Origin of the sequence: uncultured Flavobacterium sp. (assembly GCF_951805225.1) — a bacterium.
Classification (GTDB): Bacteria; Bacteroidota; Bacteroidia; order Flavobacteriales; family Flavobacteriaceae; genus Flavobacterium.
In genome coordinates this window covers 561,640-577,737 of record NZ_OX638201.1, presented here as the reverse complement: position 1 = coordinate 577,737, position 16,098 = coordinate 561,640, and the positions used below count along the sequence as shown (strand labels likewise).

At 33.3% G+C, this 16,098-nt stretch carries 10 protein-coding genes; 7 read left to right on the top strand and 3 right to left on the bottom strand.

The window, feature by feature from the left end:
- Positions 1-68 precede the first annotated feature (68 nt).
- Entirely contained in the window at positions 69-1,940 is a 1,872-nt protein-coding gene (locus WN975_RS02545; protein ID WP_337965073.1) for an alpha-amylase family protein, read from the bottom strand.
- Positions 1,941-2,622: 682 nt separating this feature from the next.
- Here WN975_RS02545 and WN975_RS02540 point away from each other — a divergent pair.
- From WN975_RS02540 to WN975_RS02510, 7 genes are all read left to right on the top strand, one after another.
- Positions 2,623-4,323: an OstA-like protein gene (locus WN975_RS02540; protein ID WP_337965072.1), complete on the top strand. Its 1,701-nt coding sequence runs from the start codon at positions 2,623-2,625 to the stop codon at positions 4,321-4,323.
- 210 nt (positions 4,324-4,533) lie between these two features.
- The gene (locus WN975_RS02535; protein WP_337965071.1) at positions 4,534-5,730 is read left to right on the top strand and encodes an aspartate aminotransferase family protein; all 1,197 of its coding nucleotides are present in this window, start codon (positions 4,534-4,536) and stop codon (positions 5,728-5,730) included.
- A 273-nt stretch (positions 5,731-6,003) separates the two neighbouring features.
- Complete coding sequence (locus WN975_RS02530) at positions 6,004-7,401, top strand: tetratricopeptide repeat protein (protein ID WP_337965070.1); 1,398 nt, start codon at positions 6,004-6,006, stop codon at positions 7,399-7,401.
- Positions 7,401-8,150 (top strand): shikimate dehydrogenase, encoded by a 750-nt coding sequence (locus WN975_RS02525; RefSeq protein WP_099711708.1) that lies wholly within the window; start codon positions 7,401-7,403, stop codon positions 8,148-8,150. The genes WN975_RS02530 and WN975_RS02525 overlap by 1 nt, the downstream gene beginning before the upstream one ends.
- 67 nt (positions 8,151-8,217) lie before the next feature.
- Positions 8,218-8,973: a lipid A phosphoethanolamine transferase gene (locus tag WN975_RS02520; protein ID WP_337965069.1), complete on the top strand. Its 756-nt coding sequence runs from the start codon at positions 8,218-8,220 to the stop codon at positions 8,971-8,973.
- 303 nt (positions 8,974-9,276) lie between these two features.
- The gene (locus WN975_RS02515; RefSeq protein ID WP_337965068.1) at positions 9,277-11,274 is read left to right on the top strand and encodes a DUF349 domain-containing protein; all 1,998 of its coding nucleotides are present in this window, start codon (positions 9,277-9,279) and stop codon (positions 11,272-11,274) included.
- A gap of 360 nt (positions 11,275-11,634) precedes the next feature.
- The gene (locus WN975_RS02510; RefSeq protein WP_337965067.1) at positions 11,635-12,051 is read left to right on the top strand and encodes an OsmC family protein; all 417 of its coding nucleotides are present in this window, start codon (positions 11,635-11,637) and stop codon (positions 12,049-12,051) included.
- A gap of 80 nt (positions 12,052-12,131) precedes the next feature.
- On the opposite strand, the gene WN975_RS02505 is transcribed toward WN975_RS02510, so the two are convergent.
- The gene (locus WN975_RS02505; protein WP_337965066.1) at positions 12,132-13,403 is read right to left on the bottom strand and encodes a tetratricopeptide repeat protein; all 1,272 of its coding nucleotides are present in this window, start codon (positions 13,401-13,403) and stop codon (positions 12,132-12,134) included.
- 48 nt (positions 13,404-13,451) lie between these two features.
- The gene (gene gyrA, locus WN975_RS02500) at positions 13,452-16,094 is read right to left on the bottom strand and encodes a DNA gyrase subunit A (RefSeq protein ID WP_337965065.1); all 2,643 of its coding nucleotides are present in this window, start codon (positions 16,092-16,094) and stop codon (positions 13,452-13,454) included.
- Positions 16,095-16,098: the final 4 nt, after the last annotated feature.

The following is a 16,098-nucleotide window of genomic DNA, read 5'->3' as shown; positions in this document are numbered from 1 at the left end:
GCAAACCCGACAGGTTTTAAAAATCTGTCGGGTTTATTAAATACACACTTTAAAACTATTTTATAAAACTATTTTACTTCATAAATAAATGATTCCGAAGGCGCTATTTCAACGATAACAGTTCCTTCTCCATTTTTTACAACCAAAACATTCTTCTTATTCGAATACAATTGATCTGTAAGCACATATTCGCCATCTTTTAAATTCCATTTTAGAATAACATCAGATGGAATTTTCAAATTAAACGTACTTGTTTTTTCAGAAGAAAAATTAGCAACAATTATCAATTTTTGGCTTTCTGACCAACGAACATAAGAATAAATTGATTCATCATATCCTTGATTATTCTGGCGGTTTATAGATTGAATCTCTTGAAAATCTCCCATTAAAGCCGAACTATTAATCGAAAAATTCAGCAATCTTTTATAAAAATCGCGAAGACTTTTTTCCGAATCAGATAATTTTCCACCATCAAATTTTCCTTCGTTCATCCAGCGCTGGTGATTTGGAACTCCGATATAATCGAAAATAGAAGTTCTCGAATGTGTTCCAAAACCTGCATTTTCATTTCCAGCCTCGCCTACTTCCTGTCCAAAATAAACCATTGTTGGCGAAGTACTAATTGTTGTTGAAACCACCATTAATGGTTTTCCTCTTTCCGGAGTTCCCGCAAATTCAGGACTTGCCAAACGTTGTTCGTCGTGATTGTCTAAAAAATGAAGCATATGATGTTCAATATCAGACACTCTTTTTTGAATATCAGACAATCCATCAGGATTCGATTTTCCGCGAATAATATCTTTCAGTTTATCATACGTTTCAACTTTATCATACAAATAATCCATTTTTCCTAAACGGATATAATTGCGATATTCATTCGGATTATAAACTTCTGCCAATAAAAAAGCATTTGGATTTTTCATTTTGATAGCAGAATTCATATAACTCCAAAATTCATAAGGAACCATTTCGGCCATATCATAACGGAAACCATCAACTCCTTTTGCCGTCCAATACAAAGCAATAGATTTAAACTTTTTCCAGGAATCCGGAACGTCTTTATCCTGCCAAAAAGCAAAATGTTCTTGATACGATTTTTGATCAAATCCGGTCGGAAGTTCAGGAAAATCTTTAGAACCATCTGGGCGAATTCCATAATTTACTTTTACTGTTTCGTACCAATCATTTTGGTCTGGTTTTACTTTTCGGGAACCATTTCCTGTCCATTTTGCAGGATTTTCATCAAAATAGCCATCAATCATTGGATTTTTTTCTCCGTTTAACGGAATATCTCCATCGGGAATTTCAAAATGAACCTTCGGAATATAATAGAAGTTGTTATTTCTGTCGTATTCAACATTTACATTATCATTGGCACCAAAATCTTTTACACCTTCAGGATTATTTTTTCCTTCATATTTACGAGCAATATGATTTGGTACAATATCAATAATTAGTTTTAAACCAGCTTTGTGAGTTCTGGCAATTAGAGCTTCAAATTCTTGCAATCTGTTCGCAGGATTTACAGCCAAATCTGGATTTACATTATAATAATCTTTTACGGCATAAGGCGATCCTGCACGACCTTTTACTACTTCGGGATCATCATTAGAGATTCCGTAAGCCGTATAATCCCGAACCAAAGCATGATGCGGAACTCCGGTATACCAAATATAAGTAACACCTAAATCTTTAATTTCATGAAGCGCTTTGTCTGTAAAATCATTAAATTTCCCTACACCATTTTCTTCAATTGTTCCCCAGGGTTTATTGTTTGTGTTTTTATTTCCAAACAAACGTGTAAAAACTTGATAAACCACAATTTTCTTCTCAGCAGGAACTTCTTCTTTGGTAGTATTCATTTTTAAATCTTTTGTTTTACATGCTGAAAACAGCATTGTTACAGCCATTCCTGTAACTACAATTCTTTTACTTATCATATCTTTTTATAATCTCAACTTTTGGTCTAGTTAGTAAATCTGGTATTTTAAACCATTTTCTAAATTTAAACTAAATTTTAAAACTCAGAAGAAACTCTATCTGATTTCAATCCCAAAACCGAAACTACAACGAAATAGTTCTGCTTTTTGTTGGTAACTAAAAGAAGGTACAGAGATTCTGAGTGGCAAAGGTTCAAAGGTTTTTTGAAATGAATTAAAGATTTTAAAATCTAAAAACACATAGTAACCGCATAAGTTTATTTTTGTGCCATTAGGCACTAAATATTGGTAGTAAATGAATTCAGAATTGATTTTACGTGCCGTAGGTACGTGACATTTATCGATTTGTTGCGTACCTAACGGCACGCTTGGGTAATCATTGTAATTTTTACTACCAATATTTAGTGCCTAACGGCACAATTCAAGCTACAATTTAAACTCCTACGTATTCTCTATCTACAAACCTTTTTTGAATCTTTGACTTTGAACCTACAACTCTATGTTAGACGCACTTCTGTGCGTCTCTACGATAAAAATTCCCTATAAAATTCATTTACAAAAAACGCCAACAAACCTTTGTACCTTTGCCACTCTGAACCTTTGCATCTAAAATCTATAATTTAATCCTAATAACATTATAAGGTTGTAACCTTTTTCATAAATTTGACAAAAAATTAATCAATTGAAGAAATCACTCTTTTTCATATCCTATTGTTTGCTTTTGTTAAGCGTACAATCCATTTTTGCACAAGCGCCAAAGCCAAAAACAATTAATATTGAGAATTCTGACCTCGTAGAAGTGAATCAGGTTTTAGTGCCAGATGGAATTTTGCTTACCGGAAATGTAAAAGTAAATCATGATGGTGTTGTCCTGACTTGTAATAAAGCCTATTTTTTTCAAAAAGAAAACTACATCAAAGCTTTCGGAAATGTACAATTAGTGCAAGGTGATACTTTGTTTTTAAATAGTAAATATGCAGAATACAGCGGAAACTTAAAAAAAGCTTTCGCAACCGGTGACGCCGTTATGAGTTCGCCTGATGCTACTTTACAAACCGATACGATTAATTTTGACCGAAATGTTCAGCAGGTTTTTTACAATACAAAAGGTACAATCGTCAACAAAGACAATACTTTAGTAAGTAAATCAGGAAGATATTATGTTTCAGAAAAGAAATTTCAATTCTTAACCGAAGTTACTATTACAAATCCTAAATATGTAATAAAATCTAATCACTTAGATTATTACAGTAATTCTGGACATACCTATTTATTTGGACCATCGACAATTACCAGTAAAACCAATTATATTTATACAGAAAAAGGGTTTTATGATACCAAGAAAAATCTCGCCCACTTTTTGCGGAAATCCTATATAAAATATGATGACAGGCTCATTGAAGGCGATAGTTTGTATTATAATCGAAATATTGAATTTGCATCGGCAACGCGAAATGTAAAAATTACAGATTCCATAAATCGCGGAATTGTAAAAGGTCATTATGCCGAGATTTATAAGCTAAAAGATTCCATGTTTGTAACCAAAAGAGCGGTTGCAATTAATCTTGTCGAAAATGACTCCGTTTACATTCACGGAAAAAAATTAATGGTAACCGGCAAAGAAGGAGAACGTATTATTAGAGCTTATAACAATGTTCGTTTTTTCAAAATCGACATGAGCGGAAAATGTGATTCTTTGCACTCAGATACTAAAATTGCCTTGACAAAACTAATTGGAAGCCCAATTTTATGGAACGGTGAAAACCAAATTACCGGCGAAGTTATCCATTTAATTGGTGACCAGAATACCCGAAAATTAGATTCTATGAAAGTCCTCAATAACACCTTTCTCGTCTCGAAGGACACACTCGGAACCGGATATAATCAAGTCAAGGGAATCAATTTATTCGGAAAATTTAAAGACGGAAAACTCCATGATGTAGATGTTATCAAAAATACTGAAGTCATTTATTTCATGCGAAATGATCAACACGAACTTATTGGAATCAATAAAAATGTAAGTAGTAAAATTAATTTACTTCTGGAGAATAATGCTGTAGAAACTATTAGCTTTTTTAATAAAGTCGATGGCGATATTTACCCCGAAGCCGACTTGCCCGAAAATGCTCGTAAATTAAGAGGTTTAGTCTGGCGTGGCGATGAACGAATAAAGTCGAAAGACGATATTTTTACCGCAGAAGACAATGAACTCAACGACAAATTAATACAAGAAGGAAAAGATCAAGAAGCTAAGGATAAAGACACTCCGATGAAAGTCAGGAAAGAAACCTTAGATTACGACAAGAAGAAACCGGCTGCAAAAGCAGCAGCAAAACCTTCGGCGAAAACTTCGGCAAAAGTCAAACTTCAAGCGGTGAAATAATTATCAGTTATTAATATTCAGTCGCAGTTTTCAGTTTAGAAAGCTTTGTGTTCTTTGCATTTTAATAATATAAACTTGATTGCAGCTTTGCAAACTTTGCGTAAATCTTTGCGATCTTTGCGGTTAAATTTTAGTCAAAGTCTAAGTTTACAACCTGAAACAAAAAAAACTCAGAACCTAAGAAGCTAAGCAACTTAGAACCTTAAAAAAATGAATCCAGATTTTATAAAATATCAAGCGCAAACTTCTCCTTATCCTTTAGGAATGGAAGTTTCGCATGCCATAGGCTCATACATTTACGATACAAACGATAAAAAATATTTAGATTTCGTAGCCGGAGTTTCGGCTTGCACGCTTGGACATCAACATCCAAGAGTCAATCAAGCCATAAAAGATCAGTTAGACAAATATTCGCACGTCATGGTTTATGGCGAATATTCGCAAAGTCCGGCCGTTCAATATTGCAAATTACTAGCTTCACTCCTACCGGAATCTTTAAATAAAACCTATTTAGTAAATTCAGGTACAGAAGCGATTGAAGGCGCCTTAAAATTAGCAAAACGAATAACAGGCCGTAGTCAGCTTATTTCGTGTCATAACGCTTATCACGGCAACACAATGGGTTCTATGAGTGTTATGGGATTCGAAGAACGCAAACAAGCCTTTCGTCCTTTGCTTCCGGATGTTGATTTTATCACGTTCAATAACGAAGCCGATTTAGAAAAAATAACCACCAGAACAGCCGCAATACTTTTAGAAACTATTCAGGGAGGCGCAGGATTTATTCAGCCTCACGATAATTTTTTACAAAAAGTTCGCAAACGTTGTGACGAAGTTGGAGCGATGATGATTGTCGACGAAATTCAGCCTGGATTTGGAAGAACCGGAAAACTTTTTGGCTTCCAAAACTACGATGTTATTCCCGATATTGTCGTTATGGGAAAAGGAATGGGTGGCGGAATGCCGGTTGGTGCTTTTACAGCTTCGGCAGAAAAAATGGATCTTTTAACCGAAAATCCTAAACTAGGACACATTACGACTTTTGGAGGTCATCCTGTCATTGCGTCAGCATGTCTGGCTACTTTGCAGGAATTAACTGAAACAAACCTTATGACAGAGGCTTTAGAGAAGGAAAAACTCTTCAGATCGCTTTTGGTACATCCTTTGATAAAGGAAGTTAGAGGAAAAGGATTAATGCTCGCAGCAATGACTGAAACAGCCGAAATAACCAACGAAGTTATTTTGAACTGTCAGGACAAAGGACTCATTTTATTCTGGTTGCTATTCGAAGGATGCGCCATTAGAATAACACCACCATTAACCATTTCTGAAGAAGAAATAAAAGAAGGTTGTGCCATAATCCTGAGTGTTATGGATGAAATCTTGAAAAAAGGGCAAAAAGCATAATTTGGAGCTATTTCCTGCTATCCGCTTTATCTTTAGTTTTTTAAAGAAAAAAACTAAAGGATATCGCTTCTATCAGGGCTAGGACTCTCGGTTAAAAATAAAATATAATAATAACTAATAATCTCTTTTAAAATAAGAAGATTATGACTAAAAACAGAATAGGAATTCTGTCCATATTGTTAATTAAATTGTTCAAAACAATTAATTTCCTTTCCCCACAACAATAATATGGTTGCCTAAATTTATAACAGGCTAATTTCAAATAAACAAAGTATGCAATTAAGCAACGAAGAAGAAGATTATAACCTATCCTTATCCAAATTTGAGTCTATGTTAAAAACTAACAAAGTACTCTTTTTTGATTCTGAAGAATTTGAAGAAATCATTCTTCATTATTTAGATATAGGTAAGGCTAATTTAGCAAAAAAGGCCTTGAAACTTGCATTAGACCAACACCCAAAATCTACGGGCTTAAAATTAGTACAAGTAGAAATGTTGGTTTACGACGACAAACTGGAAATCGCCGAGAAACTCCTGAACGAGTTATATGCAATCGAACCTAATAACGAGGAAATTTACATCCAAAAAGCCAATATTTGTTCTAAAAGAGATCAACACGAAAAAGCGGTAGAATTGCTTAAAATTGCCTTGCAATATACAGACGACTACGCTGATGTGTACAACTTGATTGGAATGGAATATCTGTTTATGGATAACCTTGAGATGGCAAAAGACAGTTTTATAAAATGTCTTGAAGAAGATTTAGAAGATCAATCTGCTTTGTATAATGTGGTTTATTGTTTTGAATTTTTAGATCAAAATCAGGAAGCCATTCTATATCTTAACGATTATATCAATAAAAACCCATATAGCGAAATCGCCTGGCATCAGCTTGGACGTTTGCATTATGGCGTAAAAGAATACGAAAATGCGATTCGCGCTTTTGACTATGCAACACTTATTGACGATGAATTTTTGGGCGCTTTCATGGAAAAAGCAAAAGCCTATGAACGTCTTAAAAAATACAGTGAAGCAATCGAAAGCTACAACAGAACTATCGAGTTAGACGATGCAACTTCTTATGCGCTATTGCGTATTGGAAAATGCTACGAAAAACTAGGTAATTCGGCGAAAGCATTACAATATTACAACCAAACTGTACACGAAGATCCGCTTTTAGACAAAGGATGGATTGCAATTACTGACTTTCATGTTCGTCAAAAAAACTTTCAAAAAGCATTATTTTTTGTGAATAAAGCTTTAGCAATCGACAATCAAAATCGTTTGTACTGGAAACGTTATGCGACGATCAATAAACAAATGAACTTTTTTGAAGAAGCTGAATTTGGATACAGAAAAGCGGTAGAATTTGGAGATTATGCATTAGATACCTGGTTATTCTGGGTTGACATACTTCAGTTTTTAGGTGAATTCGAAAGTGCCATTCAAACCTTATTGCAAGCAACGGAATATTTTCCTGAAGAAAACGAAATCGAATATCGTTTAGCAGGATTGTATTTTATGATTCAGGACAATACAAAAGCAAAATTTCATTTAAGCAATGGTTTGCGTTTGAACTTTGAAAACTACATTTTAATCGAAGATTTATTTCCGGTAGTCTGGTCAAAAAAAATGGTGAAAAATTACATTGAAAAACATAGAAAAGAATAATGATTGATATTTTAAGAAGACGTTTTGGCTTGTTGGGCCGTAATATTAGTTACTCATTTTCAAAAGGATATTTTACAGAAAAATTCAGCGATGAAGTTTTTGCCGGCAACAGCTACGAAAACTTCGATATATCTGAAATTAATTATTTCACTGAATTAGTAAAAAACAATCCCGATTTAAAAGGATTAAATGTTACGATACCATACAAAGAACAAGTTATTCCGTTCTTGCATAAATTATCAAAAAAAGCGGCTTTAATTGGTGCTGTAAACACTATTAAATTCACCAAAAACGGAGAATTAAAAGGTTACAACACTGATTATTATGGTTTCAAAAAATCATTAAAACCATTATTAGAACCGCATCACAAAAAAGCCCTAATTCTGGGAACTGGCGGCGCATCAAAAGGTGTTGCATTTGCTCTTGACGAATTAGATATTCCGTATACTTTTGTTTCCAGAGAATCAAAGGAAAATATCATTGATTACAGTTTAATTAATGCTACTACTTTTGATAATTTTCAAATTATAATCAATTGTACTCCGGTAGGAACAAGTCCTAATATTGAAGCTTGTCCAGATCTTCCGTATGAGTTTTTTACAGAGAAACATATTGCTTACGATTTGATATACAATCCGGAAGAAACTCAGTTTTTAAAAAATGCCAAAGAAAAAGGCGCAACAATAAAAAATGGTTATGATATGCTAATTTTTCAAGCAGAAAAAGCTTGGAAAATCTGGAATAAATAAAAACATACTTACAAAATGAAACGGTAGAATTCTTTTCGTAACTTAGTCTATTCATTAATAGATAGTTATGAAAAAATTTCTACCTTTTTTTTTACTCATTTTTCCATTTTACAATTCAATTCTTGCTCAGGATACTATTAATGAGCAGAAAGAAAACATTTATGAAGAAGCGCGTTATCATTATTATCTAAAAACAATATTACTTTTTAATGAGTATTTAGATACTGAAACGGGCTCATTTAATACTACACAACTTCGTTTCTTACATCCTATTGCTAATAAAGCGTGGAACTTGCGAGTCGATCTTCCTTTAGTTTCTACAAATACTAGCTCTATAAATAAAACCGGTATTGGCGATATTGGCGTTGGAATTAGCTATATACCCTATTTGAAACATAATAAAGATGGAGTTGCTTTTCGCGCCAGAATAATCTCAAACTCTGCCGTTGATCCGGCTCTTGGATCAGGCAAATGGGTCTTTGCTCCGGCTATTTTCTACGGAAAATATATAAAGAAAAATCATATTTTATGGATTGCTTCTTTAGAAAACCAAATGAGTTTTGCAGGATCTGACAATAGAAGTGATATCAATCTTACTGCATTCGAAAATTACTTTATGTTTATACTTGGAAAAAACTGGATTGCTGCCGATGTTGCTTTTAGATACAACAACACCAATAAAGGTTATCCGAATAATGCTTTTGTAGAATTTGGCAGAAGGATTACTAAAAACGACATGGCTTACATACATCCAAGTGTAGCTTTTGGCAGCCATAAAACTTATAATTATGGTATCGAAGTTGGAATGCTAATTTTATTTTAATCCGCTTCAAACTCTTAGAAAATCTCGTCAAATAGAATTTTTCAAAATCCTGACTATTGAAAAAAAACTACTCATTTTGATTTAAAATAGAGACTTCCCACAAATTTCCTTAAAAGTGTATAAATTACCCATTTAATTAAACTTCAAAAAAAATAGCAAAAAAACCGATATCACATTCCTAAATTACTTCATTAAATAGGAATTTCATCGTAAAATCACGTATAAACAAACGATTTATTTTGTATTTAGAAACTCCTTTACTATCTTTCGCTCTGTTTACAATAAAAACCTTATACATTTAAAATGTTAGAAGAAAAGAATGATAACCTGCAAGAAGCAGACGGAAAATTAGAAATCGAGATTAACGATTCTACACAAGATAATGCAATTGAAACTACTGGTTCTGAAGCAGCAACTGAAGATACAATTCCTAATGAAGAAGTTGTAGCAGAAAATACGGTTGAAGCTGAATCTACAGAAACAGAGCATCAAACAGCATTAGATGCTATAACAAATTCGAATGCCGAAGAAAGTGAAGATGAAACGCTAAAAGAGCGCCATGATATTCCTATGCAGGATTATAATACTTTCTCTCTTGACGCACTTGTTGATGAATTGAAAAAATTGATCAACGATGATAAAGTGATGTCTGTAAAAGAGCATATCGAAGAAATTAAGAAAGCATTTTTACTACAATATAACCATCTTATAGAGGAGAAAAAAGAAGAATTCAACGCTTCTAAAGAAGATCCTAACGAAGAATTTGAATATCATTCTCCATTAAAATCTAAATTCGATGAATATTATAATGTTTTTAGAGAAAAAAGAAATGCTCACTTTAAACATTTACAAACAAACCTTAAATCTAATTTAGATAATCGACTTGCAATAGTTGAGGAACTAAAAGAGCTTATAAATCCGCAGGAAAACATTAAAGATACACTTAAACATTTTAATGATTTAAGAGAAAGATGGAAAAATGCCGGAGCAATTCCAAAAGACAAATACAATCACGTTTGGAATAATTACCACTTTCACGTAGAGAATTTTTATGATTATCTGCATTTAGACCGTGAAGCAAGAGACTTAGATTTCAAATACAATCTGGAGCAAAAGCAAAAAATTATTGCACGCGTTGAAGAATTAGTAAACGAAACTGATATCAGCAAAGCATTCCGTGAATTACAAGACTTACACAGAATCTGGAAAGAAGATATTGGTCCGGTTTCAAAAGAACACCGTGATAGTATCTGGAATAAATTCAGTGAACTGACTAAGAAAATTCATGACAAAAGAGAAATTTTATTCGAAAGCCAAAGAGCAAACGAACAACAAAATCTTGAAGTTAAGAAAGAAATCATTGGAAAAATTGAGGTTTTAGGAACTGAAAAAGTAAATTCTCACTCACAATGGTTAGTACAAATTCAGAAAGTAGAAGCACTTAGAAATGAGTTTTTTGCTGCAGGAAAAGTACCATCAGAAGTAAATGAAGAAACTTGGGCTGCATTTAAAACTGCCGTTAGAAATTTTAATTCTTTTAAAAATTCATTTTACAAGGACATTAAAAAAGACCAAAACGACAATTTAAACAAAAAAATGGCTCTTGTAGCAAAAGCTAAAGAACTACAAGAAAGTACAGATTTTGGCGCTACAACTCCTGTAATGAAACAAATTCAGGAAGAGTGGAAACAAATTGGTCACGTTCCTAAAAAATATTCAGATAAAATCTGGAAAGAATTTAAAGACGCTTGTAATCATTATTTTGATAAATTAAAAGAGCACAAATCAGAAGAAAACGTTGATGAAGTTGCTGCTTTTGACAATAAAAAAGCTTACTTAGATATTCTAAGAGCTTACCAACTTACTGGTGATCACAAAACTGATTTAGACGCTATAAAAGCACACATCGAAATCTGGAAAGGTTACGGAAAAGTTCCTTTTGCAAGACGTCACATCGAAGGAAAATTCAATAAAATCCTTGATGCTCTTTTTGAAAAATTAAGTTTGAGTAAAAAAGAAACTGAAATGATGCGTTTTGCTAACAGAATTGACTCTTTATCTGACAGCAATGACACACGTAAATTAGACAACGAGAAGATATTCTTAATGCGCAAAATTGAAGAAGTTCAAAATGAAATCTTCCAATTAGAGAATAATATTCAGTTCTTTACGAATACAAAAAATGCGAAAAAAGAAAACTCAATTGTTCTTGAAGTTCGCAAAAACATCGCTATCCACAAAGAAAGCCTTGAAGTTTGGAAAGACAAATTGAAACAATTACGTAATCTGGGACAAGAATAAGGTTCTAAGTTTCTACAATAAATAAAAAAAGGTGTAATGAAAATATTCATTGCACCTTTTTTTGTTGGGGTCATTTTACCGCAAAGATGCAAAGGTTTTATGAAAAGAATACCTAACTCATTTTTTCGCGCAAAGTCGCAAAGACGCAAAGTTTTATTTTTCTCCGCGTCTTTGCGTCTTTGCGCGAGATAAAACAAACAACTTTGCGTAAAACCTTTGCGCCTTTGTGGTAAAATCCACTCCAACATTTACCTAATCCCAACCCCAAACTTAACATTCTAATTAAATTTCATAAAACTATTCTTTAAAATATTGATTATATTTGAGAATCAAAAGATTATAAACCTAAAATAGTATAAAATGAAATTTACAAGAAAAGCAAATGCCAACTGGAAAGGAACCGGTATGGAAGGAACAGGAACTATAAGTACACAAAGTACAACATTAGATAATGCACAATTATCATTTAAAACAAGATTTGCAGACGGAGTAGGAACAAATCCAGAAGAACTTGTTGCAGCAGCGCATTCCGGCTGTTTTACGATGCAATTAAGTTTTTTATTGAACGAAGGAGGTTTTACTGCAGATGATTTAAATACAGAAGCGACTGTAACTTTTGAAGACGGAACAATTACATTAATTCATTTGGACTTAAAAGGAAAAGTTCCTGGAATTTCTGCTGAAGAATTTGAAAAGACAGCTGCAAAAGCAAAAGAAATCTGTCCAATCTCAAAACTTTTGAATACAACAATTACTTTATCAGTTACTTTAGTTTAGTCAATACAGTAATTTTTAAACAAAAAAATATCCCGCTTTTGGCGGGATATTTTTTTTATAATAATAAGAATTAAAATTCTTTAGTTCATTGTAGCTTTTAATGCTTTTGCTTCAGCAGTCATTTCTAAAGCTTTGTAAACTCCTAATAATGTTTTAGAAACATCTTCGTTTTTAGGATCTAATTCGTTTGCTTTTTTAAGGTAAGGAATAACTCCTCTAAAAACGTTTTCTCTTTGTGCTTTCAACACATCGTAACGTTTCATATCTTTTGCAGAAGTTCCCAATTTATTCATTTCATCAATGATTGGTTTCTCAGCTTCTAATTTTAATGCTGCAAGGTTAAGGTAAGCATTAGTATAGCTTGGATTGATTTCAATAGCTTTCAAGTAATATTTCTCAGCGTCAGCGCTATTTTTTGCATTACCACTGATTACACCTAAATTAAAAACAAGATCAGCATTGTTTGGTTCTTTTTCTAAAGCTTGAGTAACTAATGTTTTATAAGTTTCATAGTCTTTAGTTTCAAGATATAAGTTAGCTTCTGAAAGAATCAAAGAAGAATCATCTGGATTTGCTTTTCTTGCATCAGCAATCGCTTTTTTAGCATCTTCAGTACGTCCTTTTTGAACTAAAATCAAAGCTAAATTTTTGTAGATCTCACCTCTTTTAGAAGGAATAGCTTCTGTTTTTGGTTTTTCGTGAGTTCCCAATTTTACAGCTAAATCTCTTTCTTTTGCAGTATTAAAACCATCTTCACTTCCTGAAGCTTTATTTACAGCTGTGTAAGCAGTTCCTTTTCCTGAATAGTTCAGTTTTTTCAATTCTTCATACATTGGTAAAGCGCTGTCATAATCCTGAGCGTTTACTGCTGTTGAAGCTGCATAATATAAATTGATTGTATCTTTTTTGTCTAACAAATAAGCATCATACAATTTTTTTGCACCTTCTTTAACTTTTTTATTTTGCGTATCAGCAATAGCTGAGTTAATTAACTTTCCTTTAATTTCAGTAATTGAAGCAGCAGCCTGAACTGAATACTTTTGTTTTCCTGAAGTTTTTTCGATTTCAATTAACTTTTTATAGCTTTCAGCTGCAAGAGATAAGTTTGTACCTTCTTCAACTTTTTTGTTAGCTAAATCTAAATAAGCATTTCCTTGTACAAAATAGTATTGCGCTTGTTCAACATCTTTGGCATTTACTACCAAGTTTTCAGCGTCTTTCAATATTGTAATTGCTCCTTGAGCATCGCCGCCTTTTAACGCTTTTTCAGCACTCTTAATTTGATCTTTTTGAGCAAAAGTAGCTACCGAAATCAATAATGCTGATGCTAGTATTACATACTTACTTTTCATAATATTCAATTTGTGTATTTAATTTTAATTATTCCTGGGTTAAATTTATTATTCTTCAGATTCTTCTTCTTCAGAGTCGTCTTCGTCTTCTATTTCTTCTTCAGAATCATCGTCGTCGTCATCTTCTACAGTTCCGTCATCTTCAAGAACTTCTAAATCAGGCTTAACTCTTTCGATAGCAGATTCAATAACATTACCATCTTCGTCAACAACAACTTCTGCAACATCATCTTTCATAACTTTTGTTACAGCAGCGATAGAATCTTTACCTTTTAGGTTAATTAATCGAACTCCTTGCGTTGCACGACCCATTACACGTAAATCTTCAATTGCCATTCTAATTGTTAATCCTGATTTGTTGATAATCATTAAATCATCGGCATCAGTTACATTACTAATAGAAATTAATTTTCCTGTTTTCTCCGTGATATTAAGTGTTTTTACACCTTTACCTCCACGGTTTGTAATTCTGTACACATCTTCTCCATCGTCATCAACTAATTTAGTACGTTTACCGTATCCATTTTCAGTTACAACCAAAATCTGTGTATCGTTTACATTCTCTTTATCAACAGTAACCATACCAATTACTTCATCAGTATCGTCTTTTAAAGTAATTCCACGAACTCCAGAAGCCGTTCTTCCCATTGGACGTGTTTTAGTTTCTTCAAAACGAACTAATTTACCAGACTTAACAGCCAGGATAATTTGGCTTTCTCCGTTAGTTAATTTCGCTTCAAGTAACTCATCACCTTCTTTAATTGTAATTGCAGCAACACCATTTACTCTTGGTTTAGAATATTTCTCTAAAGAAGTTTTCTTAACCTGACCTTGTTTCGTTACCATTACAAGATTATGACTGTTGATATAATCCTTGTCTTTTAAATCTTGTGTACAAATGAAAGCTTTTACTTTATCATCACTTTCAATATTTACTAAATTCTGAATTGCTCTACCTTTTGCAGTTTTGCTTCCTTCAGGAATTTCATAAACACGCATCCAGAAACATTTTCCTTTTTGCGTAAAGAACATCATATATTGGTGATTGGTTGCAACGAACATATGCTCAAGGAAATCCTGATCTCTTGTTCCTGCACTTTTTTGTCCAACTCCACCTCTATTTTGAGTTTTGTATTCTGTTAAGTTTGTACGTTTGATATAACCAGCGTGCGAAATTGTAATAACTACATTTTCATCCGCAATTAAATCTTCGATACTTACATCTCCACCAGAATATTCAATAGTAGAACGACGTTCATCTCCGTATTTCTCACGGATTTCTTCAAGTTCTTCTTTAATTAAGTTTGTTCTTAAATCTACATCTGCCAATAATGCTTTCAAATGTTCGATCAACTTCATTAATTCATCAAATTCAGCTCTTAACTTGTCTTGTTCCAGACCTGTTAACTGACGCAAACGCATCTCAACAATTGCACGAGCCTGAATGTCTGACAAATTAAATCTTTCGATTAATTTCTCACGAGCTTCTTCAGTATTTTTAGAACCTCTGATGATTGCAATTACTTCATCAATATTATCAGAAGCAATAATTAAACCTTCTAAAATGTGAGCTCTTTCTTCAGCTTTACGCAATTCAAAACGAGTTCTACGAACTACTACATCATGACGGTGCTCAATAAAATAGTGAATCATATCTTTTAGATTCAACATTTGCGGGCGACCTTTTACTAATGCAATATTGTTTACACTAAAAGAAGATTGTAATGATGTAAACTTATATAAGGTATTCAAAACTACGTTTGGCGTAGCATCACGTTTAAGGATATAAACGATACGCATACCGTTTCTATCAGATTCGTCACGAATATTCGCAATACCTTCAATTTTTTTATCGTTAACTAAATCAGCCGTACGTTTGATCATTTCGGCTTTGTTAACCTGATATGGAATCTCAGTAACAATGATACATTCTCTTCCGTCAACTTCTTCAAAACCAACTTTAGCACGCATTACAATACGTCCTCTACCAGTTTTAAAAGCTTCACGAACACCTTCATAACCATATATTACACCACCAGTTGGAAAATCCGGCGCTTTAATATGTGTCATTAATTCATCAACTTCAATATCGTTATTATCCAGGTACGCTAAAGTACCGTTGATAACTTCAGTTAAATTGTGTGGAGGCATATTTGTTGCCATACCAACTGCAATACCTGTTGCTCCGTTTACTAATAAAGTAGGAACTCTTGTAGGCATTACTTTTGGCTCATATAATGTATCGTCAAAGTTCAATTGAAAGTCAACTGTTTCTTTTTCGATATCTGCCATAATATCTTCAGAGATTTTACGCATTCTGGCCTCAGTATAACGCATTGCTGCAGGACTGTCACCATCGACAGATCCAAAGTTACCCTGACCGTCCACTAATAAATATCGCATACTCCATTCCTGAGCCATACGTACCATTGCATCATAAACAGAGGTATCTCCGTGTGGGTGATACTTACCAAGAACCTCCCCTACGATTCTCGCAGATTTTTTGTGGGCAGATCTTGAGGTTACTCCTAAATCATACATTCCGTAAAGAACTCTTCGATGCACTGGTTTCAAGCCATCTCTAACATCAGGAAGCGCTCTCGATACGATTACTGACATCGAATAATCGATGTAAGCTGATTTCATTTCATCTTCTATGTTAATAGGAATTAACTTTTCTCCTTCAGACATAAGT